26 protein-coding genes are annotated in these 25,184 nt (G+C 67.0%); 11 read left to right on the top strand and 15 right to left on the bottom strand.

Annotated features, from left to right (window positions below; genetic code table 11):
* Positions 1 to 127: 127 nt before the first annotated feature.
* Positions 128 to 3,172 carry an MMPL family transporter gene (locus tag ACWEFV_RS08030; RefSeq protein WP_450069735.1) on the bottom strand — a complete coding sequence of 1,015 codons (3,045 nt, stop codon included), beginning with the start codon at positions 3,170 to 3,172 and terminating at the stop codon, positions 128 to 130.
* A gap of 85 nt (positions 3,173 to 3,257) precedes the next feature.
* On the opposite strand from ACWEFV_RS08030, the gene ACWEFV_RS08025 reads away from it, so the two are divergent.
* Positions 3,258 to 3,824, top strand: a complete 567-nt coding sequence (locus ACWEFV_RS08025) for a TetR/AcrR family transcriptional regulator (RefSeq protein ID WP_450069734.1) — start codon at positions 3,258 to 3,260, stop codon at positions 3,822 to 3,824.
* An 8-nt stretch (positions 3,825 to 3,832) separates the two neighbouring features.
* Here the strand turns inward: ACWEFV_RS08025 and ACWEFV_RS08020 are convergent, their stop codons facing one another.
* The gene (locus tag ACWEFV_RS08020) at positions 3,833 to 6,484 is read right to left on the bottom strand and encodes an ATP-binding protein (protein WP_450069733.1); all 2,652 of its coding nucleotides are present in this window, start codon (positions 6,482 to 6,484) and stop codon (positions 3,833 to 3,835) included.
* Positions 6,485 to 6,709: 225 nt separating this feature from the next.
* Here ACWEFV_RS08020 and fadD4 point away from each other — a divergent pair, with 225 nt between their 5' ends.
* Together fadD4 and ACWEFV_RS08010 are read left to right on the top strand one after the other, a co-directional pair.
* A complete protein-coding gene (fadD4, locus tag ACWEFV_RS08015; RefSeq protein WP_135451526.1) occupies positions 6,710 to 8,230 on the top strand; it encodes a fatty-acid--CoA ligase FadD4 in 1,521 nt (506 codons plus the stop codon).
* Between the two features lie 5 nt (positions 8,231 to 8,235).
* Positions 8,236 to 9,129: an enoyl-CoA hydratase/isomerase family protein gene (locus tag ACWEFV_RS08010; RefSeq protein ID WP_450069766.1), complete on the top strand. Its 894-nt coding sequence runs from the start codon at positions 8,236 to 8,238 to the stop codon at positions 9,127 to 9,129.
* A 5-nt stretch (positions 9,130 to 9,134) separates the two neighbouring features.
* Here the strand turns inward: ACWEFV_RS08010 and ACWEFV_RS08005 are convergent, their stop codons facing one another.
* Positions 9,135 to 9,563, bottom strand: a complete 429-nt coding sequence (locus ACWEFV_RS08005; RefSeq protein WP_450069732.1) for a nitroreductase/quinone reductase family protein — start codon at positions 9,561 to 9,563, stop codon at positions 9,135 to 9,137.
* Complete coding sequence (locus ACWEFV_RS08000) at positions 9,560 to 10,813, bottom strand: NADH:flavin oxidoreductase/NADH oxidase family protein (protein ID WP_450069731.1); 1,254 nt, start codon at positions 10,811 to 10,813, stop codon at positions 9,560 to 9,562. Before ACWEFV_RS08000 ends, ACWEFV_RS08005 begins: the two co-directional genes overlap by 4 nt.
* 135 nt (positions 10,814 to 10,948) lie before the next feature.
* Between ACWEFV_RS08000 and ACWEFV_RS07995 the strand changes: the two genes are divergently transcribed.
* From ACWEFV_RS07995 to ACWEFV_RS07975, 5 genes are all read left to right on the top strand, one after another.
* Positions 10,949 to 11,515, top strand: coding sequence for a TetR/AcrR family transcriptional regulator (locus ACWEFV_RS07995; RefSeq protein ID WP_135451530.1), 567 nt, complete (start codon positions 10,949 to 10,951; stop codon positions 11,513 to 11,515).
* 115 nt (positions 11,516 to 11,630) lie between these two features.
* Entirely contained in the window at positions 11,631 to 12,536 is a 906-nt protein-coding gene (locus ACWEFV_RS07990) for an acyl dehydratase (protein ID WP_450069765.1), read from the top strand.
* Positions 12,536 to 13,648, top strand: a complete 1,113-nt coding sequence (locus tag ACWEFV_RS07985) for a CoA transferase (protein ID WP_450069730.1) — start codon at positions 12,536 to 12,538, stop codon at positions 13,646 to 13,648. The genes ACWEFV_RS07990 and ACWEFV_RS07985 overlap by 1 nt, the downstream gene beginning before the upstream one ends.
* On the top strand, positions 13,642 to 14,919 hold the full coding sequence (locus tag ACWEFV_RS07980; RefSeq protein WP_450069729.1) for an amidohydrolase family protein: 1,278 nt from the start codon (positions 13,642 to 13,644) through the stop codon (positions 14,917 to 14,919). Before ACWEFV_RS07985 ends, ACWEFV_RS07980 begins: the two co-directional genes overlap by 7 nt.
* On the top strand, positions 14,916 to 16,064 hold the full coding sequence (locus tag ACWEFV_RS07975; RefSeq protein WP_450069728.1) for an MFS transporter: 1,149 nt from the start codon (positions 14,916 to 14,918) through the stop codon (positions 16,062 to 16,064). Before ACWEFV_RS07980 ends, ACWEFV_RS07975 begins: the two co-directional genes overlap by 4 nt.
* A gap of 35 nt (positions 16,065 to 16,099) precedes the next feature.
* On the opposite strand, the gene ACWEFV_RS07970 is transcribed toward ACWEFV_RS07975, so the two are convergent.
* Positions 16,100 to 16,825: an SDR family NAD(P)-dependent oxidoreductase gene (locus ACWEFV_RS07970; protein ID WP_450069727.1), complete on the bottom strand. Its 726-nt coding sequence runs from the start codon at positions 16,823 to 16,825 to the stop codon at positions 16,100 to 16,102.
* Between the two features lie 80 nt (positions 16,826 to 16,905).
* On the opposite strand from ACWEFV_RS07970, the gene ACWEFV_RS07965 reads away from it, so the two are divergent.
* Positions 16,906 to 17,448: a MarR family winged helix-turn-helix transcriptional regulator gene (locus ACWEFV_RS07965; RefSeq protein ID WP_450069726.1), complete on the top strand. Its 543-nt coding sequence runs from the start codon at positions 16,906 to 16,908 to the stop codon at positions 17,446 to 17,448.
* 8 nt (positions 17,449 to 17,456) lie between these two features.
* Here the strand turns inward: ACWEFV_RS07965 and ACWEFV_RS07960 are convergent, their stop codons facing one another.
* Positions 17,457 to 18,188: a Crp/Fnr family transcriptional regulator gene (locus ACWEFV_RS07960; RefSeq protein ID WP_135459720.1), complete on the bottom strand. Its 732-nt coding sequence runs from the start codon at positions 18,186 to 18,188 to the stop codon at positions 17,457 to 17,459.
* Between the two features lie 34 nt (positions 18,189 to 18,222).
* On the opposite strand from ACWEFV_RS07960, the gene ACWEFV_RS07955 reads away from it, so the two are divergent.
* Positions 18,223 to 18,387: a hypothetical protein gene (locus ACWEFV_RS07955; RefSeq protein ID WP_450069725.1), complete on the top strand. Its 165-nt coding sequence runs from the start codon at positions 18,223 to 18,225 to the stop codon at positions 18,385 to 18,387.
* 60 nt (positions 18,388 to 18,447) lie between these two features.
* Here the strand turns inward: ACWEFV_RS07955 and ACWEFV_RS07950 are convergent, their stop codons facing one another.
* On the bottom strand, positions 18,448 to 18,894 hold the full coding sequence (locus ACWEFV_RS07950) for a DoxX family protein (RefSeq protein WP_135451535.1): 447 nt from the start codon (positions 18,892 to 18,894) through the stop codon (positions 18,448 to 18,450).
* 970 nt (positions 18,895 to 19,864) lie between these two features.
* Here ACWEFV_RS07950 and ACWEFV_RS07945 point away from each other — a divergent pair.
* Positions 19,865 to 20,221 carry a hypothetical protein gene (locus ACWEFV_RS07945; RefSeq protein ID WP_450069724.1) on the top strand — a complete coding sequence of 119 codons (357 nt, stop codon included), beginning with the start codon at positions 19,865 to 19,867 and terminating at the stop codon, positions 20,219 to 20,221.
* An 18-nt stretch (positions 20,222 to 20,239) separates the two neighbouring features.
* On the opposite strand, the gene ACWEFV_RS07940 is transcribed toward ACWEFV_RS07945, so the two are convergent.
* The 8 genes from ACWEFV_RS07940 to ACWEFV_RS07905 are packed head-to-tail and all read right to left on the bottom strand — an operon-like array spanning position 20,240 to position 25,184.
* Positions 20,240 to 21,007: a GntR family transcriptional regulator gene (locus ACWEFV_RS07940; protein ID WP_135451537.1), complete on the bottom strand. Its 768-nt coding sequence runs from the start codon at positions 21,005 to 21,007 to the stop codon at positions 20,240 to 20,242.
* A gap of 49 nt (positions 21,008 to 21,056) precedes the next feature.
* Positions 21,057 to 21,836, bottom strand: a complete 780-nt coding sequence (fabG, locus tag ACWEFV_RS07935) for a 3-oxoacyl-ACP reductase FabG (RefSeq protein ID WP_135451538.1) — start codon at positions 21,834 to 21,836, stop codon at positions 21,057 to 21,059.
* A 19-nt stretch (positions 21,837 to 21,855) separates the two neighbouring features.
* Positions 21,856 to 22,851, bottom strand: a complete 996-nt coding sequence (locus tag ACWEFV_RS07930) for a phosphotransferase enzyme family protein (protein WP_450069723.1) — start codon at positions 22,849 to 22,851, stop codon at positions 21,856 to 21,858.
* The gene (locus tag ACWEFV_RS07925) at positions 22,851 to 23,513 is read right to left on the bottom strand and encodes a microcompartment protein (protein ID WP_135451540.1); all 663 of its coding nucleotides are present in this window, start codon (positions 23,511 to 23,513) and stop codon (positions 22,851 to 22,853) included. The genes ACWEFV_RS07930 and ACWEFV_RS07925 overlap by 1 nt, the downstream gene beginning before the upstream one ends.
* 2 nt (positions 23,514 to 23,515) lie before the next feature.
* Entirely contained in the window at positions 23,516 to 23,797 is a 282-nt protein-coding gene (locus tag ACWEFV_RS07920; protein ID WP_044514625.1) for a BMC domain-containing protein, read from the bottom strand.
* 12 nt (positions 23,798 to 23,809) lie between these two features.
* On the bottom strand, positions 23,810 to 24,073 hold the full coding sequence (locus ACWEFV_RS07915; RefSeq protein ID WP_064933758.1) for a EutN/CcmL family microcompartment protein: 264 nt from the start codon (positions 24,071 to 24,073) through the stop codon (positions 23,810 to 23,812).
* Positions 24,070 to 24,582, bottom strand: a complete 513-nt coding sequence (locus tag ACWEFV_RS07910) for a hypothetical protein (protein ID WP_064933760.1) — start codon at positions 24,580 to 24,582, stop codon at positions 24,070 to 24,072. Before ACWEFV_RS07910 ends, ACWEFV_RS07915 begins: the two co-directional genes overlap by 4 nt.
* Positions 24,579 to 25,184: a BMC domain-containing protein gene (locus ACWEFV_RS07905; protein WP_064933762.1), complete on the bottom strand. Its 606-nt coding sequence runs from the start codon at positions 25,182 to 25,184 to the stop codon at positions 24,579 to 24,581. Before ACWEFV_RS07905 ends, ACWEFV_RS07910 begins: the two co-directional genes overlap by 4 nt.

Below are 25,184 nucleotides of genomic sequence, written 5' to 3'. Positions count from 1 at the left end.
CGATCGAAAAACTCTCGCCGCATCACACGTGGATAAGCCGGCGGCACCTGCAACCTCCCTAGTCACGGAAATTGCATTGACCGTATGAATCTGCCGCCGAAATTCCGCCGTAGCGTTACGCGCGCGATCAGCTCATTGCACGCGCCGGCCACCACATGCGCTCGCCCAGCAGGCTCATCGCAGCGGGAACCAGATAAGTGCGCACCACCGTGATGTCGAGGAGCAACCCGATGCCGATCGTGGATCCGATCTGCACCAGGTTGAGCACCGTCCCACTCGTCAACGCGAACATGGTGATCGCGAAAACCACTCCGGCGGTGGTGATCACGCTGCCGGTGCTGCCGAATCCGCGGATGATGCCGCTGATCACTCCACTGTGGGATTCCTCGCGGATGCGGGCGGCGAACAGCATGCTGTAGTCGGCGCCGACCGCGACCAGTGCCATGAACGACACGGGGAACACCGACCAGTCCAGGCTGATGCCGATCAGGTGTTGCCAGATCAGGGTGGACATCCCTGCCGCGGCTCCGAAGGACAGCACCACCGCGGCGATCATCAGGACCGGGGCCACCAGGCTGCGCAGCATCACGATCAGCACCAGGAGCACGGCCGCCACCGCGACGACGCCGAAAAGTGCGAAATCACGCCAGGTTTGGTCGACATGACGTTGGGACAGCGAGGCCAGGCCGGTTGATTCGATCTGGGCATGTTCCAGCACGGTTCCCGTCGCGGCATTGTTCGCCGCGGCGATGACGTCGGGTACCGCGCCCATCGCCTCGGCGCCATACGGATTCACCGCCCAGACCACCATCATGCGTGCACTGCGACCGTCCGGGGAGATGAGCAATTGCTCACCGGCGGTGAGGCGGCGGTCGGTGCGGCCCTCCTCTGGCAGGTAGAAGCCCCGCCCCGCGCCGGTGCTGGTGTCGGCCGACATCCGATGCAGGAAGTCCGAGGCGCGTGACAGCCCCGCACTGAGTTCGGTGGTCAGTGTGACCATGGTGTCGGTACCGGTCTTGACCTGGCCCAGGCCCGCGGTCAGACGGCCCAAACCTGTTGTGAGTTCATTGATCCCGGACAACAGCCGACTCAGTTCCTGACGGGTCTGCTCGGGGGTGCGGGTGCCGAGTTGATCGAGCATGGCCCGCAGCTTCTTGATCGCCGCCCGTAGGTCGGGCAGCGTGTCCAGAGCCGTGGTCACCGGTCCTTCGGGGACCAGGGGCGCGACGAGGGTCAATCCGTCGATTGCCAGCTGGGCGCGTCCGCCGGTGGCCGCGTTGAGGTCGGCGAAGGCCTGCCTGGCGCGCAGGCATGAGCTGTCCGCCGCGCAGGCGGCCGACGGCTCCGGCCCGGTGAGCGGATCGAACACAGCGTGCAATGCGGCCGTGGGAGCCGCCAATCGCTCTCGGGCGGAGTCGATGTCGTCGACCACCCGATCCAGGGAATCGGTGGCGTTGGAGATGCTGCGCACGGCGGTCACCACGTCCAGTGACCCGCCGGAGAGGTTGCCGACCACCCGATCGGCGGATTCCAGCGTGCCGAGCAGGTTGCGCGCCAAGTCGACGAGGGACCGGGCGCCGTCGGTGAGTTCGGGGAGCCTGGCGGCCGCATCCGCTGATCCGTCGTGCAGTTGGGTCACGCCGGAGGCGAGGCGCTTCAGCTGCGGGATGGCCTCCTCGATGCGGTCGTGGGCATCGGCCAGGCCGGCGCCGACCTGCGCGGTCTGCGAGCCGATGGCCGTCTCGGGCAGCGGTTTTCCCTCGGGCCGGGTGATCGACCGGACGTAGGCCACCTGCGGAAGGTTGCCGATCGACATGGCGATCAGATCCAGGGCGGCCAGGTCGTTGGTGTTGCGCATGTCGTGGTCGGTCCGGATGGTGATGAACTCCGGAGCCGCCTCGTTGACGCCCCAATGGCGGTAGACGGCCTCGTATCCGCGCTTGCTGTCGGTGGCGCGCAGTTGCATCGCGTTCTCGTCGATGTTCGGTTCGAAGGTGAACAGCACTGAGCTCATGGCGATGAGAAACGCCAAGGACGCCGCGACGAGCGCCGGTGCACGACGGATGATGGCGGCGCCGCGCTTGCGCCAGCGTCGTTCATCGAGCGGGCGGGGCTCGGCGTATCCGCGCCGCCCCCACAGCGCCATGATTGCGGGGGTCAGCGTCAGGCTGACTGCCATGGTTATCGCGATCGACAGGGCGATCGGAGGTCCCGCGGTGCGGAACATCCCGATCTTGGTGAATACCATGGCCATTCCGGCACCGGCGATGGTCAGCGCGGAGGCGATGACGATACCCGCGGTGTGCGCACCGGACCGGGCAACCGCGTCGTCGACGGCCAGCCCGCGGCGTCTGCCCTCGTGATAGTTGGCCAGCAGGAAGATGCCGTAGTCGGTCCCCGCTCCCAGCACCATCGCGGTCACCAGGGCGATAGTGAAGTTCGAGACGGTCAGCAGATCATGGCCGCCCAGCAGGGAGATGACCGGCCGCGCGACCGCCAGCGAAATGCCCACGGTGAGAAGGGGAATCATCGAAGTGATCAGCGACCGGTAGACAGCGAGCAGCAGCAGCGTGATCAGAACCACCGAGACCACCGTGATGATGGCCAGCGAGGTGTCGATGGCGGAGAACAGATCCGACAGAGTCGGTGCGGCCCCGGTGAAATGCACATCGAGCCCCGATGGGCGGGGGAGTGCATCGACTGCGGCGCGGACGTTCTCGGTGGACCGGTGCGCACGGGTGGAGCCGACGTCGCCGGTGGTGGCGACGATCAGGTGGATGGCTTTCCCGTCGGGGCTCAGGCCGATTCCCTCGAGCCCCGGCGTCCCGTAAGTGTCGAGCACATACGCGACGTCGTCCTTGTCTGCCACCAACCGCGATACCAGATCGCGGTAGTACGCGGTGTCGGCCGGGTTGAGGACGCGGTCGCTGGACACCACGATGCTGCCGACGGCGGTGGTATCGGGGACGCCGAAGTCGCGCGACATCTGCCGCAGGGTCTCGGTGGTCGGGCTTTCCGGAGTGAACGGCGCGGAGTGCTCGGCCACCGTGCGTTCCAGCTGGGGGATGGCCAGGTTGAGTACGCCGGCCAGGGCCAGCCACGCCCCGAGAATCAACCACGCATGCTTCGCGCAGACCCTGGAGAGTTTGCCGAAGACCGCCAGATTGTGCATTCGGGCATCGTAGACCAATCGGTCTATGAGTGGTCGACTAGGATGGACCAACTGGTCTATTTCGGAAATGGAGAGGGTGGCGGCGGTGGCAGGCCCGCGCGAGCGTCTCATTCAGAGCGCCATCGAGCTGATGCGTGAGTACGGGGTACACGCGACGGGTCTCAGCGATCTGCTGGAACGCAGCAACACCGCTCGCGGGTCGATCTACCAGCACTTTCCAGCCGGAAAAACTGAACTGATGGAACAGGCCACGCTGGAGGCCGGACGGATCATCACCGCCAGGATCCAAGAACTGACACAGACCTTGCCTGCCGAGGACGTCATCGGCGCCTTTGTCGCCGGGTGGAAGCAGAACCTGATCGACAGTGACTTCACTGGGGGGTGTCCCATCGTGGCGGCCGCGCAGGCCGGTCCGGATGCGCTCGTGGTGCGGGAGGCCTCGGCCGCGGTGTTTGCTGATTGGTCCCGGGTGATCGCGGAGTCGATCGAATCCAAGGGTGTTGACGCCACCACCGCGGCCTCCCTCGGCAGCTTCATCGTCAGCTCACTGGAAGGTGCCATCATCCAGTGCCGCAGCGCGAGGTCGCTGCAGCCCCTCGACGACGCCTGCACCAGCCTGATGTTGCTGCTGCGTGGGATCGGTGCGGACTGACTGGGGGGTTACCCCGCGGTGCCCAATTCGGACCGGGCCCGGCCGATCTGTTCGAATGCGTAGTCGGCAACCTCGGTGGTGGTCATGCTTGCGCCGGCCGACGCAAGTGACCGGTAGCGGTCTTCACCGAGAACTTCTTTCAGATCCGCGATGGCGGCGTCGATCTCGGGGAAGCCCGCGCGCGCCATCGCGGTCGAGGCGAAGCCGCTGATGGTGGCTGCCGGTTGGTGTCCGCCGAGCCGGTCGAGCAGTACGGTGAGCAGTCCCAGTGCGTTGCGCATCAGTTCGACGGTGCCGGAGTCGTAGTAGTGCCGGATGGCTTGGGTGATGTAGTCGAAGGCATCGATCAGCTGGCCGCGGTCGGCGGCGAGCCCGGCCAGCAGGCAGGCGAAGATCGATGTCTGCTGTCGATCGCCGCTTTCCTGGGCGAGCTGCCACCCTCGGCGGAGGGCCTGGTAGGCAACTGCGGGCTCAGTCTCCCGGCGGGCCCAGCCGTACCCGAGCAGCGCGGCACCGGCCAGGGCGGGGTTGGCGAGGCTCTCGGCGTCGGTGGGCAGCCGTGCCGACTCGTTCATCGCTTCCGCCGTGGCTCCGCAGACAGCCAATGTCACCGCCAGGACGGTCTGGTTGGCGGTGTGGCGCTGGGGTAGCCGAGCGATCGTTGCCCGGCACCACTCGATTGCCCGGTCGGGCCGGCCCGTCGTGTTGTATCCGGCGGCCACCACGCACGAGAACTCGTCGCCGACATCGTCGAATTCTCCGCTGCCGATCGCCGCCCGGCTGGCTTCGGCGTACTCGTTGAAGTCGTCGACGCGTCCCAACGCAGCACAGTTGGTGGCGCCCACGAAGAGCTGAGCCAGTCTCGGATGGTGTGCTGTTTGGGCCGCCGGGAGGATCTCCTCGACCCAGGCCAGGGGTTCCCACTGTTCGAGGAAGTATCCGATGTAGATGGCATTCACCGCGACTGCGGCAGCCGCGTCGAGATCGCCGTTGTCGGCGCCCCATCGAAACGCTGTCCGCAGGTTGGGCAATTCGGTTGAGAACCATTCGTAGGCCTCGCGTTGCCTCGGGCTGTCCCACAACGCGAGCACTTCGGACTGCAGGCCCGCGAAGTAGTGTGCGTGTGCTGTGCGTACCGCTTCCGAATCGCCCGAGCCGACGAGCTGCTCCTCCGCGAATTGACGGATGGTCTCCAGCATCGAGAAGCGAGTGTGCGATGTTGTGGGGTCTGCCACCAGGAGCGACTTCCGGACGAGGGCGTCGAGCAGATCCAGCGTCCCCAGTTCGTCGTCGGAGCCGGCGACGGCGCACGCCGCAGCCAGGTTGAATCCCCCGTTGAACACCGAAAGCCTTGTCAATACGGACTTTTCATCGCGGTCGAGCAGGTCGTAGGACCATTGCACGGCGTGGCTCAGCGTCTGGTGCCGTTCCAGCCCCCGACGCGAGCCCACGAGCAGCCGGAAACGGTCGTCCAGCCGATCGCGGATCTCGGAAGCCGTCATCGACACCATGCGTGACGCCGCGAGTTCGATCGCCAGTGGAATTCCGTCCAGGCGACGGCAGATTTCCACTACCGCGGCGGAGTCGACCGGCGAGGCGAATGAGGCGCGGGGCGAGACCGCCTGAGCTCGATCGATGAACAGTGCCGCGGCCGCGGAACCCGGGCCGTCGCGGATGTCCAGCGATGCCACCGGCCACAGCTGCTCGTCTTTGAGCCTCAGCCCTTCGCGGCTGGTGGCAAGGACCGTGACCGCCGACGACTGGGCGAGGATCGACTCGATCAGATCGGCGGCCGCGTTCAGGACGTGTTCGCAGTTGTCGAAAACCAGGATGCGGGAGCGTCCTTGGAGGGCCGCGGCAATGCTCTCGGTGACGGTCAACCCGGCTTGCTGGGTGATTCCGAGAATGGCCGCGACCGAGTCCGGGACCGCGGTCGGATCACCGACCGCGGCCAGTTCGATCACGAACGCGCCGTCCGGAAATGCGTCGAGCGAGCGGGAGGCGACCTCCAGTGCCAGCCGGGTCTTGCCGACCCCGCCGACACCGGTCAACGTCACCAGGCGATGGGATTTCAGCACCGTGTCCAACTCGGTCAGATCAGCCTCGCGTCCGATGAGGCTCGTGGTCGGAGCCCGCAGATTCCCCGGTCCGGAAGTGGTGGTGTTCAGCGGCGGGAATTCGGTGCGCAGGCCCGCGGCGTGGACCTGGTAGAGGTCAACGGGTTTGGCGATGTCGCGTAACCGTCTCGACCCCAACGAAATCAGGTCGACGCCGCTCAACAGGCCCGCCGTCACCCCGTCGAGCAGGATCTGTCCGCCGTGCCCGGACGCCATGATTCGGGACGCCCGGTTGAGGACGGCGCCGAAATAGTCGTCGTCGCGGTGTTCGGCTTCCCCGGTGGCCAGGCCCATCCGTACCGGCAGCCCCAACTCCCGCTGTGCGCTCACCGCCGCTTCGACGGCGGCGGACGGCGAGGCGAACGCCGCACAGACGCCGTCGCCCGTGTGCTTGAAAAGTGTGCCGGCCTGCTCGGCTATCGCGCGGCGCAGCACCTCGTCATGCACCGCCAGGGCGGCTCGCATGCCGTCAGCGTCAGCTTCCCACCGTCGGGTGGAACCTTCGATGTCGGTGAACAGAAAGGTGGCGATGCCTGCTGGCATGTCGACGCCGTTCTCAGCGCGCTTCGATGAATCGCATCGGCGCTCCCCACGCTCGATCCGCTGGGCGTTTGGACATCGTAGGTCCGGCGGGCGCGGCTGGACTCGGGATTGGTGGTGCGGGTGGCCTCGGTGTTTCTGTAGTCAATCACCTGTTCACGGCGATTTCGGAGGGTGTAACCGCGCCCGTCTTGACACCTGTCAAGTGGCGCCGGTTACAGTGCCCTCATGCAGATCCGCGAGCATGCCGAGGCCAACCCCGAGAAGCCGGCGATCATCCTCCATCCGTCGGGCACCGTCGTCACGTTCGGTGAGCTCGAAGCTCGCGCGAATCGCCTGGCCCATTACTTCCGCCGGCACGGGCTGGAAGAGGGCGACGTGGTCGCGATCCTCATGGAGAACAACGAGCACATCCACGCCGTGATGTGGGCCGCGCGCCGCAGCGGCCTGTACTACGTGCCGATCAATACGCATCTGACCGCGGCCGAGGCGGCGTACATCATCGACAACAGCGGAGCCAAGGCCATCGTCGGCTCCGCGGTGCTCAAGGACATCCTGAGCGGTCTAGAGGCGGAGCTCCCCAACGGCCTGCCGGACACCCTGCTGATCGCCGACGGCGAGCTCGACGGCTGGCAGCGTTACCCGGAAGCTGTCGCCGACCTGCCTGCCACCCCGATCGATGACGAGCTGGACGGGGATCTGCTGCAGTACTCGTCGGGCACGACGGGCCGGCCCAAGGGCATCAAGCGGGATCTGCCGCACGTGCCGCCGTCGGAGACCCCCGGCATGATGTCGGCGTTGGTGAGCTTCTGGATGCAGCCGGATTCGGTGTATCTGAGCCCCGCGCCGCTGTATCACACCGCGCCCTCGGTGTGGTCCATGCAGACCCACGCTGCCGGCGTCACCACGGTGGTGCTGGAGAGGTTCGACGCCGAAGGCGCGCTCGACGCGATCCAGAAGTACGGCGTCACCCAGGGCCAGTTCGTTCCGGTGATGTTCACCCGGATGCTGAAACTCCCTGAGGACGTGCGGAATTCGTACGATATGTCCAGCCTGCGACGCGTGATGCACGCCGCCGCCCCGTGTCCGGTCGAGATCAAGAAGCAGATGATCGACTGGTGGGGGCCGATCGTCGACGAGTACTACGCGTCCTCGGAGGCCATCGGTGCCACGGTGATCTTCGCCGAGGACTGGTTGACCCACCCGGGTTCGGTCGGCAAGCCGATGAACGGTCTCGTCCACATCCTCGATGAGGACGGCAACGAAGTCCCACCAGGTCAGGCCGGCGAGATCTACTTCGAGGGCGGGGCCGATTTCGAGTACCTCAACGACGCCGAGAAGACCGCCTCCTCGCGTGACTCGCACGGTTGGAAGACGGTGGGGGACATCGGGTATGTCGACGAGGACGGCTACCTGTACCTCACCGACCGGCGCCACCACATGATCATCTCGGGCGGGGTGAACATCTACCCGCAGGAAGCCGAGAACATGCTCGTCGTCCACCCGAAGGTGATGGATGCCGCGGTGTTCGGCATCCCGGACGACGAGATGGGACAGAGCGTCAAGGGTGTGGTGCAGACCGTGGACCCGGCCGACGCCACCCCGGAATTCGCCGAGGAGCTCCTCTCCTGGCTGCGCGAGCGTCTGACGCACTACAAATGCCCGCGGACGATCTCGTTCGAGGCCGAGTTGCCCCGCACCGATACCGGCAAGCTCTACAAGCAGGGGCTGATAAACAAGTACTCGTGACCGTCCTGGAGCTGCCCGCCGGCATCCGTGTCGGGGTCGACACCCCGACCGATGCCGCGACGTTCACGCTGACCGAACGCCCCTGTGACGACCGGCGGGTGGTCACCGTGGACTCGGTCGAGCAGGCTCTGGACGAACTCACCGAACGGTGTCGGACGTGGCCGCAGGCGGCCGCGGTCTGTGACGATGTGTTGCGGTCCCTCGACCCGGCCGGGCCGACCCGGGCCGGGGTGATCACCGAGTCGCTGGCGTATTCGACGTTGCAGTCGGGACCGGAGTTCGGCCGGTGGCTGGCCGAACGGGGACCGGCCACCGCGCCGCAGCTGCCCGAACCGGTGCAGGCTCATCGTGAGGGGAACACCCTGCACGTCCGGTTCAACCGGCCCCGGCGGCACAACGCGTTCTCGACCGACGCCCGCGGCGCACTTCTGGAGGCCCTCGAGGTGGCCCGGCTGGATCCATCCGTGGACGAAGTGGTGCTCGGCGGCAATGGCCGATCATTCTGCAGCGGCGGCGATCTGGCCGAGTTCGGCTCGTTCGCCGACCCGGCCAGCGCGCATCTGGCCCGTACCAGGCACAGCCCGGCCCTGGTGCTCGATGACATCACCCAAAGGCTGGGGCGACGCTGCCGCGCCGAGGTGCACGGCCAGGTGCTGGGCAGCGGCCTGGAGATGGCCTGCTACTGCGGGTGGGTCAGCTGCGATCCGGATGCCACGATCGGCCTGCCGGAGCTGGCGCTGGGGTTGATTCCCGGGGCGGGCGGCACGGTGAGCATCACGCGTCGCATCGGCCGGTGGCGCACGGCGTATCTCGTGCTGTCCGGGCGCACCGTCGACGCGGCCACGGCGCTGGCCTGGGGCCTGGTAGATGAGGTGGTCAGTGTGCCCGTGGATCGGTGAGAGCGTCAGTCGCTGAAGTCGATGCGCACCGAGACCGGATTGGTCTCCAAGGCCTTGACGACGCGCGCACCGATCGACCCGAACTTGCGACCCCGCGTGACGACGTCGTCGTCGGGCCGGAACTGTGCGATCCCGGTACGCCATCGGTTCCCTTGCCGCAGACGGACGTTCGGGTTCGCGGCGATATTGCTGCCCCAGCCCGATCGGGTTCCGTGCTGGCAGATCACCCAGGCACCCGTGGCGTCGAACTGGGCGGAGACGGGCACCCTCCGCAACTGGCCGGTCTTTCGCCCGGTGGTCTCCAATTCGGAGGCCAGGGCGGTGCGCACGCCCAGCTTCCCCAACACGGTGATGGTGGGGTTCAGTAGATAGCGCCCGAGCGCCCGCTCCCTGCGGAACTTGCTCAGGGTCTTGTCGGGTTGAGTGCCGGTCATGAGTTCCTCCTTGCGCGGAAGGCGTCGAGCCCGTTGCCCTTCAGCAGCCGCAGTGCGGTGGTCAACGGGCCGATCGTCGGGTCCGGTTCGCGGCCCGCGCCCAGCCGGTGCAACTGGGTGGCATGCCACTGCAGTTCCAGCGCGCTGAGAAAGGTCTTGGCGCGGGCGGTGTTCGCGAGCCGCGCGGGCAGCCGAGGCGAGATGTCCGGAACTCGGAGGCGCGCCTGGCGTGCCTCCAGGAGGCTGTCGGCGGCCGCTGGGTTGACGGTCGTGGGCCTGCCCAGCCCGACCACGTCGGTGGCTCCCGACCGGACGGCCTCGCTCATCGCTGCCTGGGTGCGGAAACCACCGGTCACGGCCAGCGGCACGGCTCCGGAGACCTCCCGGGCGGCCAGTGCGTACTCGATGAAGTACGCCTCACGCGCCTTCGTGGAGGCCGACTGCACCACGGGCCTGCCTTCCATCGCGGGGGATTCGTATGTGCCACCGCTGATTTCGATCAAGTCGATATCTTCGGCGCTCAGCGCGGCGATGACGGCGCGCGACTCTTCCTCGGTGAAACCGCCGCGCTGGAAGTCGGCGGAGTTGAGTTTGATGGCAACGGCAAAGCCGGGGCTGACGGCCGCGCGCGTCCGCCGCACCACCTCGAGTGCGAAGCGCATCCGGCGCTCCGCATCGCCGCCCCAGCGGTCGGTTCGCTGATTGGTCCGTGGTGACAGGAACTGGGCGACGAGATACCCGTGCGCGCCGTGTATCTGGACTCCATCGAAGCCGGCTGCATCGGCGATCGCCGCCGTCCGCGCGTACCTGTCGACGGTGGCCTCGATCTCGTCGTCGGTGAGGGCGCGCGGCGCCTGCCACCCGGGCACGTTCATCCGGATTGGTGACGGCGCGACCGGCTGAGACCGGGTGGCCAGCGGATTGGCTTGTCTTCCAGGGTGGTTCACCTGCATCCAGATGAGCCCGCCGCCGTCCTTGGTGGCCTTGGCCCATCGGGACAGTCCGTCGAGGTGGCGGTCGTCTTCGATGACGACGTTGCCCGGCTCGCCCAGATGATCGTGGTCGACCATCACGTTCCCGGTGATCACGAGCCCGTACCCGCCCGTTCCCCAGCGCCGGTACAGCTCGATCAGCCGATGGTCCGGCCCATGATGGGCATCGCCCAGGCCTTCGCTGAGCGCCGACTTCATCAGCCGGTTGCGCAGGACCTGGCCACTGGCAAGCGGCAACGGGTTGTGAATGTCTGGCATGGCCGTCTCCTCGAAATGGCGCCGGGGGATGCCTTCGCGACGGTAGTACACCGATCGGTCTAGTGCAACGTGTGGGTAGACTGATTGGTCTAGTACGTGGTGGGGGTGCTGAAGACTACGGAGGCGACGAGCGCGATGTCAGCACGAGACACCTTGATCACGAGTGTGACCGGGTTGTTGCGGCGCAGAGGTGTCGCTGGAACCGGCGTCAGTGCACTGCTTGAGGACAGCGGCGTCTCCCGGCGGACCATTTACCTGAACTTCCCGGGCGGCAAGGAGGAACTCGTCGCGGAGGCGACCCGGGTTGCCGGGCAGACGCTGACGACGTTGATCCGCGCGACTGACGACGGACGCGACCCTGCCGAAGCGGTGCGGGCATTCATCGACCAGTGGAAACTGCAACTGGCGGAGACAGAGTTGCAGGCCGGCTGCCCGATCGTCGCGGCTGTCCTCGGTCGCTGTGAGGCACCCAGGGCCGCAGAGGTGGCTGCCGAAACTATCCAGGACTGGCAGGCGATACTGGCCGAGCGGTTGGTCCGGGCCGGTGCGGACGCGGATGCGGCTCGTTCCCTGGCGAACATGTCGATCGCAGCTATCGAGGGTGCCATCATCATGGCGATTGCGGCTCAGAAGACTGATGCCCTCGACGATGTCGGCCGGCATCTCGTCGAACTCACCAGGCTGTACCTGCCAGGCGCCTGATCTACTGCTTTAGCTCGCAACGGATTCTGGTGGCTGGTCTACAGTGCCAGTTGTGACTGGTGGCCCGTATTTCGATGACCTGGCGGTTGGTCAGGTATTCGGCACCGCGCCGTCGATGACGCTGACCGCCGGTGCGGCTGCCACGCATCAGGCGATCCTCGGTGACCGGCTGCGGTTGGCGCTGGACGCCGAGCTCGCCACCGCGGTGATCGGGGAGCCTGGTCCGCTGGCGCACCCCGCGTTGGTCTGCGATGTGGCGATCGGGCAGAGCACCTTGGTGACGCAACGGGTGAAGGCGAACCTGTTCTACCGGGGCCTGGCGTTCCACCGCTGCCCGGTGATCGGGGACACCCTCTATACCCGCACCGAAGTGGTTGGCCTCAAACAGAATTCGGCCAAGCCCGGACGGGCGGCCACCGGCCTGGCAGCCCTGCGGATGACGACCGTCGATCAGAAGGACCGCAAGGTACTCGATTTCTACCGTTGCGCGATGCTGCCGCTGTCCAGCGACGACATCGACACCGGGCATGCCGACGATCTGTCGGCGATCGGAGCCGGCGCCACCGCACCGAACCCCACCGCCGGCTGGGATGCGGACGCTTTCCGGACCCGGGTGCCCGGAGCGCATTTCGCCCCGGCGCTGGCCGGTACGGTGCTGCACAGTACCGCCGACGTGGTCAGCAGCGCTCCGGAACTGGCTCGGCTGACACTGAACATCGCTGCCACCCATCATGATTGGCGCGCCGGGGGAAAACGTCTGGTGTACGGCGGGCACACCATCGGGCTGGCCTTGGCTCAGGCCAACCGGTTGCTGCCGAACCTGGTCACCGTGTTGGGTTGGGAATCCTGCGATCACACCGGCCCGGTGCACGAGGGTGACACGCTGTTCAGCGAGCTGCACGTGGAATCGGCCGAGGCCGGGGAGCTCAAACTCCGTTCGCTGGTGTACGCGGCCGGCGGACCCGACGGTGGCGACGACCGCCAGGTGCTGGACTGGCGGTTCAGCGCGCTGCAGTTCTGATGACACCGTTGGCGATTCCGCGGGCCCTGCTGAGGCAGGCCCAGACGGTCGCCGACGACTTCACGGCGCGCACCGGCGTGCCGGTCGATGCCACCGAACTGCTGACCGGCCGCGCCGCACTGTTGGACATCGCACCCCGGGGGCAGGTCTCGGCGGGTGGTGCGACGAGGCTGCTGGCCACCCGCGACGGATGGTGTGCGCTGACCCTGTCGCGCCCCGATGACGTAGCCGCTGTTCCCGCACTGCTGCAGCAGGATTCGGTGAAACCTGATCCGTGGCAGGCGATCCGGTCCTGGGCGGCGGTGAACCCCGCTGCGGAGGTGGCCGACCGCGCCCGCCTGCTCGGACTGCCGGTGGCCGTGCTCGATGAAACCGCGCCCGCGTCGCCGGTGGTCAGCTCTCTCGGACCTGGCCGGACCGGTCCGATGGCCGAAATGCTGGTGGCCGACCTGTCCTCGATGTGGGCCGGGCCTCTGTGCGGACAGCTGCTGGCCCGTGCCGGGGCCACCGTGGTCAAGGTGGAGAGCCGGAGCCGTCCGGACGGGACCCGTGCCGGGGTGCCGGAGTTCTTCGATTGGATGAATCGTGGAAAGCTCTCGTACGCAGTAGATTTCGATGATCCGCGAGAGCTGGCTGCGCTTGTCCACGTGGCCGATGTGGTCATCGAGGCCTCGCGGCCGGCCGCATTGAGCCGGCGCGGGCTGGGGCCCGACATCACCGCAGCCCGGCCCGGCCGGATCTGGCTGCGCATCACCGGGCACGGCACCGCGGGGGCGAAGGCCGGCTGGGTGGCGTTCGGCGACGACGCCGCAGTGTCGGGTGGCCTGGTCGGATACCGCGAGGGCGCACCGGTCTTCAGTGGTGACGCCATCGCCGACCCGCTCACCGGACTCCACGCCGCGGCTGCCGTGGCGTCCTCGCGGGAACGCGGCGGCGGCGAGCTGATCGAATTCTCGATGGCGGCCGTGGCCGCCGGATACCGCTCCTGCAACGGCGATGAGACCGACGTGATCCCGCTGCGGCCCGCCGCGGGTCTGCCCGGGCGGGAACTCGGAGCCGACAACGAAGTGGTTCGCCGGTTGGTGGCCGAACGGACCGATGCTCCATGCTGATTCGTCGTGCGACGCTGCTCGACGGGACGGTGGTCGACATCCGGGTCGGTGACACCATCGAAGCCGTCGCGGAATCACTGCCGCCCGAGCCCGGTGAACAGGTACGCGACGCCGCGTTCGGCACTGTGATTCCCGGACTGCACGATCACCACCTGCACGTGTACTCGGCTGCGGCCGAGCAGGATTCGGTTCGGGTCGGCCCCGCCGAGGTGGCCGACGAGGCCGCGCTGACCAGAGCGTTGAGGGCCGCGGTCGCGGGCAGTGACGGCTGGATCCGCGCTGTCGGTTACCACGAAACGGTGGCCGGTCCGCTGGACCGGCACGCTCTGGACCGGTTGATCCCCGATGTCCCGGTGCGCGTGCAACACCGCAGCGGCGTGTTGTGGACGGTGAATTCGCCAGGGCTGGCTGCGCTGGGTCGGGATGATCATCCCGACGGGCGGCTGCGCAGCGCGGACCCGACGTGGTCGGAGGCCCTGGAACGGAGGCCGGCGGCGGTCGCGCAGTTCAGCGCCCGGCTGGCCCGCTATGGTGTCACCGGTGTCACCGATGCCACGCCTGACCTGCAGCCCGGTGATCGGCCTACCGGCCTGTGCCAACGTGTGCACTACCTCGCGCCGGGCAAGCGCATCCTGCACGATGACGGGCTCGACCTGGATGCGTTGACGGCCTGGATCTCGCAGCGGCACCGGGCCGGTGAGCCGGTGGCCGTGCACTGTGTGACCGCAGCCCAACTCGTCGTCACGATCGCCGCGCTGGGCGCCGCGGGCAGCCATCCCGCCGACCGTATCGAGCACGCTGCGATGGTGCCGCAGGACTGCATCGATGAGCTCGTCGCGCTCGGGATCACCGTGGTGACCCAGCCCAACTTCGTGGCCGAGCGCGGCGACCAGTACCGCACGGATGTGCCTGCCGCCGACCAGGATCAGCTCTGGCGGCTGGCAACGCTGGTGGCTGCGGGCGTGCCGATCGCGTTGTCCACCGACGCACCGTTCGGCGCCGCTGACCCGTGGGCCGCGATGCGTGCGGCGGTGCACCGTCGCACCCCGCATGGGGTGGTGCTCAACCCGCGCGAGCGGATATCGGGCCGGCGTGCACTGGCGCTGTTTCTGGGCAGCGCGGAAAACCCGGCCAGGCCACGGCGTATCGCACCCGGCGAGCCAGGTGACCTGTGCCTGCTGACCGATTCCCCGCAGCGGGTGGTCGACGCGCTCGACGCGGATCTGGTGGCCGCCACCATCGTCGGGGGTTTGGTGGTGTTCGAACGGTGAGTGTATGGCGGGTACCGGGCATGCCCGCGTTGTTGGCATGCGCCGGATTGGGTTTCGCCGGGTTCTCCTTGCTGCTGCCGGTCGCCCCGATGTGGGCGGTGCACATCGGCGCCGACAACCTGGGGGCCGGTGCGGTCAACAGCGTGCTGATGCTGTTCACCGTCATCGCCCAACTGTTGGTCGGGCGGCTGTTGCGGAGGGCCGGTTGGGCCGTCGCGCAGGCACTCGGGCTCGTACTGCTGGGGATACCCGCTGTGCTGCACTCGCTGACCGGTTCGCTGTGGCAGGTACTGCTTCTGGCGGCGTTGCGGGGATTGGGCTTCGGCATCCTCACGGTCTGCAGCATCAGGGGTATCGCCGCGCTGATCCCCCAGGAACGCCGCGGCCGTGCGATCGGCGCGTACGGGCTGTCCATCGCGGCACCGCAGTTCGTGTTGACCCCGCTGGCACCGTGGCTGGCCGAGAACGTCGGGTACCAACTGGTGTTCGCGCTGGCCGCTGTCCCCCTGCTGGCGGTGCCGCTGGCGTTCACCCGCCCGGCACCGACGTTGGTAGACGAACCGCGTTCGGACCGGCTCGACGGCATCGGCGGGCTGGTCGGTCCGATCGCTGCGCTCGTGGTGATCACAGCGGCCGGCGGTGCGATTCTCACCTTCGCTCCCCAATTGGGTGGTGCGACAACTGCGCTCGGGGCGTTGTTGGCCATGACCGGCATGGCGGCGTTGGCCCGGTGGCTGGTAGGAGGGATTGCCGACCGCCATGGCGCGGCCGGATTCATCGCCCCGATGCTGGGTGTCGGCGCGGTCGGTCTGGCGGTGATCGCCTTGGGTATCGGTATCGGCGGGTCGTTGGTGATTCTCGGCTGTGGCCTGCTCGGTACTGCCTACGGCGCGCTCCAGAATCTCACCCTGGTGCAGGCCTTCGCCGCGACGGGTGAGCATGCCCGCGGCGCGGTCAGTGTGGCCTGGAATGTCGGATTCGACGCGGGCACCGGTCTGGGGTCCCTGGCGGTCGGGGCGCTGGCCACCTCGTTCTCGTTCCCGACGGCGTTCGCCCTGATGACGGCCGCGTGTGTGGGCGTCGGGCTGATCTGGGTGTTCCCCCGCCAAGATAGGTATGGATCAGAACCGGGCGCCGCTACTTGACGCGCTACGTATGGCCCGGGCAACGGCCTGCCGGTTCACCGGGTGGTTCGAGCTCCGCCGTTGACCGCGATCACCTGGCCGGTGATGTGGCGCGCTCCAGGTGAGGCGAGGAACGCCACGGTGTCCGCAATATCTCCTGGTGTGCCTGCCCGTCCGGTCGCGGTGGCCGCGATCAGCTCGGCCCGGCGTTGCCCCGAGAGCTTGTCGCGGAAGAACTCGGTGTCTCCGATGTAGCCGGGCGACACCACGTTGGCGGTGACACCGCATGATCCCAGCTGGCGCGACAGGTCGACGTTCCATGAGGCGACCGCCGCTTTCGCCGCGCCATAGGAGCCCGAGCCTTGGTCGGCGGCGATCGAACCGATGGTGACCACCGAACCGCCGTCGGAGAACTTGTCCAGGCACGCGGTCGTCATCACGACTGCCGAGAGCACGTTGGCCGTGAAGTTCGACAGCCATGTGTCGGCGACTGTGCGCAGGGACTGGTCGGAGGTGCCAGCGTCGAAATCGCGGTTGCCGCCGGCGTTGTTGACCAGTACGTCGATGCTGTCGAGGGATGCGGCGAACGCTTCGACCGAATCGAGATCGGTGGCGTCGAAACACGAGACTGTGATGTCTCCCGGCAATTCGGCCGCCGCCTGGTCGAGCGCATCGCGGCGCCGGCCAGTGATGATGACCGAATCTCCGCGGGCGGCGAAGCGTTGCGCGATGGCCTTACCGATTCCGGTCCCGCCACCGGTAACCACGACGAGACGTCCCATTATCACTCCTTGATCCACAGTGCGAGGTAGTTTGTTTAGACCTAAACGTAACAGATCGTTTAGAGCTAAACGAGGTGATGATGTCGCTTGATCCGGATGATTCCGTCGATGCGATCGCATTGGCATGGGCCCACGAACGTCCAGGCACCGAAGTCGGGTCGATCGGCATCGTCACGCGCATCTGGCATGCCGCCAAACTCCTCGGCGAGGACCGGCGACGTACGCTGGCCGCCGCCGGGGCGGACACCGCCGTTCTCGACCTGCTGTCGGTATTGCGCCGCGCCGGCGCACCGTACCGGCTCACGACACGGGAGCTCGCGGACGCCACGATGATCACGGCCGGAGCGATTTCCCAGCGCGTCGGCCGGGCTGAACGCGACGGTCTGGTCGTCCGCACCACGCGCGGCGACGGGTCCCGCAAGGTCGATGTGGAGCTCACCGCGGCCGGCCATGCGCTTGTCGAAGAGCTCGTCGATCGGGTGCTTGGGCGCGAAGCCGAACTCGTCGCCCATCTTGATGTGGGTGAGCAGCAACAGCTCGCACGCCTGCTGCGCCAGCTGCTCGACGGTCTCGACCTCAAGCTCGACAAGCAGAAGATCGGTCAGGTCGGCGACAGCAGCTGACGTGCTGATCAGGTGGCTTTGGCTCTGAGGCCGTCGATATCGGCAAGGTCTATTCCGCCGTAGCGGGTGGCGATCAGACCGTGCCGTTCGAAGTCTTTGAGGATCTTGTTCAGCGACGGACGCTGTACGCCGAGCATGGCGGCAAGGGTGCGTTGAGTGAGCGGGACCGAGCCGTCGATGGCTTCGTCGAGCAGTATCTGGGCAACCTGGGCTGGGAGGGGGCGACCGAGCATCGCAACCAATCGGCTCTGCCCGGCCGACACCCGCTGGGCGACCGAAGACAGCCAGCGGCGGGCGATGTTGGGGTGGCTGGTCAGCAACCGATCGAACGTGGGGCGGTCCAGATACAGGCACGTGCAGTCACCGATGGCGCGCGCGGTGTAGGCGATCGGCATATCGAGCAGCAGGGCGATATCGCCGTCTACGTCGCCGGGGCGCATCACGTCGACGACGACCCGGCGGCGGCCGGAACCGACGGCCAGTTCGATCTGGCCTTGACGCACGATCCAGACTCCGGTGGGTTCTTGTCCGGCGGCGAACAACACTGCACCGGAGGCGAACTGCTTGGCCACAAGGGTTCCTGCCAGGGCAGCGACATCCTCGCGGAGCAGCGGCGCCGCTGGACCTCGGCCCACGCATCGGGCGACCCAGGCGGCGTAGCGGATCGGCAGGTCGGGTGGGCTCTCGCCGCCGGCGAGCGTCTGTATCGCGTGTCGGATCGATCCGTGGTTGTCGGGCATCTTTCCCCTTCGGTCCTCCTTCGAGGGTGTCATCGTGCTGACAATCCACACGGACGAATGTCATCGTGCCGACAATGGTGCCACCGGCACAACCGTCGCAGCGCTGCCTTCTCGACGCCGAAGGGTGGTGGCGTTCTGCGCCATGTGCAACGACCCGCGCATCAACGCCGATCTGCGCCAGGGGCTCAAGGGTCAGTGAATGTTCACTCCGCCCACGACGCGACGGCCGAGACCGTGGACGGTGTGGCGAAGTTGGCACTCAGGGCTGAACTGACCTGACATCGGTGCGGGGTTGTCGGCGTGCGCGGCCGCGGATGGCATCCAGCGCGAAGGCGCCCGGTCCGGTGAACACCAAAAGCAGGAATCCGAAGCAGTACAGGATCGCGAACTCGCCGCCATTCTGTGGGTCGATCGGCCACAGCGCGTTGGGCTGATGCAGCCAGAAGTAGGCGACGGCCATCTCACCGGAAGCGATCAGCGCGGCGATAGGGATAAACAACCCGACCACGATGAGCAGGCCGGTGACCAGCTCGTTCAGCCCGGCCCACCAGAACGGGAAGTCGCCGACCGCCACCGAAGGGCCAACTGGCCATCCGAACAACTTCACGGTTCCGTTGAGGGTGAACATCAGTCCGAACACGATGCGGAACACACTCAGGACGGCAGGTGAGTAGGCATTCAGGCGGGTTTGCAGGTTCTGGATCATGAGGGCCGCCTTTCTTCCTTCTCAGGACGATCAGCGCGTAGGCGAGCAGCCCATCGGGGGAAGGTACTTCGAGGGAGTCGAGGTTCCGAGGACGACCTTCCTCGTCGGCGGACGCCACCAGATCGTTATGTCAGACGCTTGATCAGAACGTCGTCGAGCGGGGTTCTCAGCAACTGAGGTAAATATCGATCGTCTTCGCCACGACTGTTGTGGCCAAGTCGTTTTTGGCGCCGGGAGCTCCGCTGTCCGTCCTGGAGTACGTGTGGCCGGGCTTTGCCGTACCGACCGTGCATTGGCTCAGCGGAGCGTCACCGACCTTGTGAACGATGACCGCATAGCCCTGTGCCCGCAGTGAATCTATCGTGTCCTGCGCTGTTCCGACGCCGGACGGTGCCGCTGCGGCCGGCGAAGCCAGCCCGAAAGTCGCAGCGACCAGACCGGCGGCTGCAATCGTCGTGAAAGCAACCTTCCTCATCTTCGTGCCTTCCGTCCTGCACGGACAAACCATTCACCCAGTGAGCATGTTCGTCCAAGAATCATCGTTGTCGCCCCGCGCCCAAATTCACCGCTGGATTGACATCAAGCTGACAAACCTGGCGCGCGCCTGTTCCTTCGCTCATCGGCCCGCCCGGCATGTTCGCGTTAGCCGCGCTGCTGTCCTACTAAACGATCAAGTGACTCGCTCGGTTCAACCGTCGCATCTGTGGTCACGCGTCGACGCCAATGCCCCAGTACGCGACCGGGGTACGCGCAACGGTGCTGCGCGCTCTGTGGCGCGATTGGTTTCAGGCGCATGGGAACGACGCCGCCGACTTTGCGGTGCGCGCCAATGGCCTGGCGAACAGTCGGCGGATCGTGCCGCGCGCCGGGGGCAACGGTTCGATCGTGTGGGTGGCGAACGCGCGTTCGTCGGTGGCGGCCACCGTTTCGGTACGCGCTCGGGCGGGTGTTCGTTGTGTGAGAACAGGAAATGATCGACATGTCCGGGGGATACCTGGCCTTCGGGAGCGTGCTGAAGTCGTTGGCCCGCAATATGGCCCCCGCTTCCGGTGCGAAAACTGTGTCATCGCAACATCACTCGGTGTCGATGTTCGCCGGGGCGGCGTTGTCGGCGTTCGCCCGGCGCATGCGTCGAAGTCAATGCCGCGTTGACGCGCTGATCGATCCGGCCACCGCGGACCTCTCCAGCATGCCACCGGTGATGATCAAAGTCGGTGCAGACGAATTACTGTTCGCAGACTCGGAATTGGCGACGCAACGGCAGGCCGGTACGCATGCGGCGTGTGGCAGGCCATCGGTTAGATGGGCGACTTCGTCAAAGGCGTGACCGACGCGGCTGCCCGGGTCAGCCGGCTTGACGCTGCAGCGTGACCGAGGCGGTGTTGGCGTCGGCGTGGGTGGCGATGCCGCTGCCCTTCGCCGTCACGGCCAGTGCCGTGCGGTCCCCCCGGAACAGGTCGCGGGAGAACTCGCACGGGGAACCGTTCTGGTCATAGGTGACGCGGGTGATCAGCAGCAGGGCCGCCTTGGGCTTGATGCCCAGCAGGGTGGCTTCACTACTGGTGGCGCTGACCGCTTCGATGCGCTCGTCGGCCCGGCCGGTGACCAAACCGTATCGGGATTCCAGGATTTCGTAGAGCGAGCCGCCCAGCTGCTGGTCGAGCAGACCGGGAAAGGCGTCAGCGGGAAACTGTGCGTGTTCGAGCGAGATGGGGGAGCCGTCGGCCAGTCGGACGCGTTGGATCTCGATGACGTAGTCGCCGGGGCCCAGCCGCAGGGCGGTCTTGGTGGCGTCGTCGGGGGTGGTGATGCGCGTCGAGAGCACCCGCGTGCCGGCGACGTACCCCTGATTGGCCAGGAAGGCAGGTACGCCGACCACGTCGGAGAGGTGGCGCTCGACCTGCCCGTGGCTGATGAAGATGCCACCGGCCCGGCCGATCACCCGGTGCACCAGCCCGGCTTCCTCCAGCGCGGCCAGCACCTGGCGCAGGCTGGAGCGGCTGGTGCCGTAGCGTTCGGCCAGGTCGCGCTCACTGCCGAGCTTGGCGCCCGGGGTGCCCGCGTTGATATCGCCGACGATTCGCCTGCGCAACTCCTCGCTGTGAACTGCCACCCCGGCCCCCTGCCCGTGTATTGGTCCAGCCAATTCTATCCAGGTTGAACTAGAGTTCAGCGATCGCCATGTGAGATTCGGGAAGAATCTGTCCGCCGTCGACGACCAGCGACTGTCCGGTGACGTACGCGGCTTCGTCCGTGGCGAAGAACAGCGCCGCGTTACCGATGTCAGCGACCGATCCGAGTCGGCCGGCAGGCACCGCCGAGGCCATTTGGTCCATGTAGTCCTGGCCCATTTCGACAAGGCCCTCGGTGATGATGTTGCCGGGCAGCACGGCGTTGATGGTGATCTTCTTCGGGGCCAGCTCCATCGCGGCGGTGCGCAGGAAGCCCAGCTGGGCGGCCTTGGACGCGCCGTAGTGCGACCAGCCGGGGTAACCGGTGATCGGGCCCGTGATCGACGACGTGATGACGACGCGTCCGTGGCCACTGGCGGTCAGCGCCGCGAGTGCGGCCTGCACGATGTACACGGTGCCCTTGAAGTTCACCGCAAGGACCTGGTCGATGTCGTCGGGGGTGAGATCCTCCAGGCGCCCGGACGGGAAGATGCCGGCATTGGCGCAGACGATGTCCAGCCCGCCGTGCCGCTCGACGGCCGCGCTGACCACCTGCCGAGCGTCTTCGGGGCTGGTCACATCCGCGCGAAGGGCGCTGACCCGCCCCGGGGCGTCGGTGAGCGCGGCGACGGCCTCGTCGAGGTCAGCCTGGTTGCGCCCGGTGATGAGGACGTCCACGCCGGCGTTGGCGAAGGTCTGGGCGATGCCGCGGCCGATGCCCTTGCTGCCGCCGGTGACGATGGCCGAGCGGCCCTGAAGCGATGCGAACATTGTTGGGTTCCTTTGAGAGTCAGGTCAGGGTGAGTCCGTTGGAGCGCAGGTAGCGCTCGGCGAGTTCACAGCTACCCGCGGCGTAACTGATGGCCTTGGTGGCCGATTCCCTGGAGTGGCTGTGGCTGCCCATCCAGGCCAGCAGAAGCAGCCTGCGCAGCAGCACGAACGACGCCAGCATGTCCTCGTCCGAGGTGGGCAGGTCGCGTCGCGTGCGGTAGCCGCGCACCCAGGCGTCCTGCCATTCCGGCAGTGCCGGATCATCTTCGATGAACGACACCGCGGTGCCGAAATCATAGAAATACCAACCGAATCCGCAGTCATCGAAGTCGATGACGGTGATCTTGGCAGTTCCCGCCGGATCGGGGTCCACCAGCAGATTGGCCAGCCGCAGGTCAGCGTGGATCAGACCGTAGACATCGGGGCCGGTGCCGTAGGCGTGCAGCCGATCGTGCAGCAGCGCCTGGGCGCGCTCCAGCACCTGCTGCTCGGCCGTGCCGACGCCTTCGGCATCGTGCCAGCGCCCCCAACGGGGAGCCGCGCCCAAGCTGTGCTCCCAGTCCCAGGAGAACCGGCCGAACCCGGCCGGACGCTCCCACCGCTGCGAATGGTCGTGCAGTGCAGCGGTGATCCGGCCCAGCGTATGGAAATCGTCGAGGGTCAGCGTGCCCTCGTCGGGTTCGGCCCCGGCGACCATGCCGAAATGCACGGCGTGGCGGTCGGTTCCGTCGGCGTTGACGGTTACCAGGCGACGTCCGTCCCGGGTGGGCAGCACTGACGGGACCGTGACATCGCTGTCGGCCCGCAGTGCTGCCAGCCAGTCCAGTTCCGACTCGATCTCGTGGGGCTGGTGGTAGTTCTGCCGGTGCACCCGCAGGATGGACTGGGTGCCGGCGTCCTCGACGAGATAGGTGGCATTCTCGGACAGGTTCAGCAACCGCAACGTCGCGTCCGCCCCGATGTCGTACTGGCGTAACGCCAGTTGGGCGACATCGATCTCGTCGGTGATAACCATCAGTGATCCCGTCCTTCAATACCATCGAGCACCGCGGTGATCCGGTCCCGCGCCACGGTCACATCAGCGGTGCTGCCGCCGATGTACAGCCTCCCAGCGGCACCGATCATCTGCACGTCAACCACAGTAAGCCCAGGTGCTGCCCGCTCTGCCTCATTGGCCGCGACCGCGGCGAACAGCGCCGGGGTCATCTCGTACACCAGCAGAGACTGCCCCGGCAGGATCATCGATGCCTGCCGATTGCGGTTCAGGATCACTGCGTGCTGATCGGTGATGTTCTCGATGATGTCGTGGTAGAGCACCCGCGGCCGCAGCTGGTCTGATGCCTTGTTGCCGGTGCCGGCCAGGATCGCCTCGCCGGCCCGCCGCACATCTTCCAGGTTGGCCGAGTGGATCTCGAGAACACCGAATTGGCGTTCCACGTAGAGGATTCCGGGCTGGATGCCGGGGACCTCACGTAGGGCCAGGTCGATCACCCGCTCGATCGCCAAGGCGGGGGACACCTCGACGATCAGCGCGTGCTCACCCTCGTATGGGGGGTAACCCCGGGCCCGGGTCGGCGTTCCGAGGTAGGCGGCGAACTGGCGCTGCAGATCCTCCACCAACAGGTAGACGCGGATCTGGGTGCGAATCCGCGTGCTCTCCTCTGCTTCGGTCGGCATGGCTACTTGCTGGCGACCGCGAAGTGCGCGCCGAGCTCGTTGTGCGGACGCGGGATGACGTGCACGCTCACCAGTTCGCCCACCTGGGACGCGGTCTCGGCGCCGGCCTCGGTGGCGGCCTTGACGGCGCCCACCTCGCCGGTGACGATCACGGCGACCAGACCGTCGCCGACCTGCTGGCGATCGGTGATGGTGACGTTGGCGGCCTTGACCATGGCGTCGGCAGCGGCCAGCGCAGCCACGTAGCCCTTGGTCTCGATCAGTCCGATTGCGTTGCTGGACATAGGTGTTTCTCCTTATTTCTTGGGGTTGGTGTCGGGTTTTGCGTCGATGGATCCGATGATGAGTGCGTCGACCGGCGGTGGGGTGCCGGTGAACCAGCCCGAGGCCACGGAGCCCTGGGCCACGAGGACCCGTTCGCCCACTCCGCTGCCGAGGACGTCGAAGGCGATCAGCTTCGACCCGGTGCCGTCGATCTCGACCTCGAGGAACGCGCCGGGCGGGATGCCGTCGATCCGACGGGTGGACCACACGTTGCCGGTGACAACCGCTGAGATCATTTGCGCTCCTTCTCGATCGTGATGCCCAGGGTGCGGGCCTTCTCCCGGGCCAGCGGGGTGAGCACCGCCTTGCGGCCGAGCACGAGCGTGCCGCCGGCCATGTCGGCGATATGCCGTTCGGTCACCGCGCCGGTTTCGATGCGGTGAATGGCACCACCGCCTGACGACCGGGTCGACCCCGCCAGCCGGAAGCTGAGCCGGCCCGCTTTGAGGTCGGCCCTGGTCTTCGGGCTTTCGAAGAGCCGCAACAGCTTCCGGACGAAACTGTCGAGGTCTCGGTCGTTGCTCAACTGCACGGTCTCGGTGCGGTTCTTGCCGTCGACGGCGCGGGGCCCGGTGGGGTCCACACCGAACTGGTCGGCGACCGTCGGCGGGGCAGGTGGAGCCGGGGCCGGTGGTGGGGGGACAGCCACCGGCCCCGGAGTCTTGGTGGCGGCTCCGACATCCCGGACCGCCTCTCGCACCACGTCGCGCACGAGGGCGCGCAGTTCGTCCCGGTTGATGCTCACGCGGTGGCCCTCGCCAGTGCGTCCTGGGCTGCCTCGGCCGCCGTACGCACGTCGGCTTCGGTACCGGACAGGTAGACGCGGCCCGTGGCGCCGATCATCCGGAAATCGACCACCTTGATGTCCGCGGCTTTCTCGGCCTCGTTGGTGGCAAGGATGGCGTAGGACGCCGGGGCCACCTCGAGCACGAACAGCGATTCACCCGGCAGCACCATCGAACCGATCTTGTTGCGGTTGATCAGGAATGCGTGCTGGTGGTCGACGCTGGAGATGATGCGTGAGGCCAGCACGTTCGGCCGCACGGCGCTTCCGGTATGACCACCGAGCTCATCCAGCGCGGCGTCGGCGGCAGCCTTGACCGCACCGGTCTCACCGTGGAACTCCAGGTAGCCGAATTGCCGCTCTACCACCAGGATTCCAGCCTTGACCTCGGCATGCTTGAGCGCGACATCGGTGACGCCCTCGATGTCGAGGCCGGGTGCCACCTCGATGATCTGGGCGGCCTGGTTGGCACGGGGAAGAGCACCTTTGATCCAGGTGCCCAGATACGACATGGTCTGCGGTTGCAGCCGGTCGATGAAGATGAAGGAACGAAGTTCAGCCAC

Source organism: Mycobacterium sp. NPDC004974, from assembly GCF_053600815.1.
Note: the sequence above shows the minus strand (reverse complement) of the source record. Positions and strands in the feature narration are given on the sequence as shown.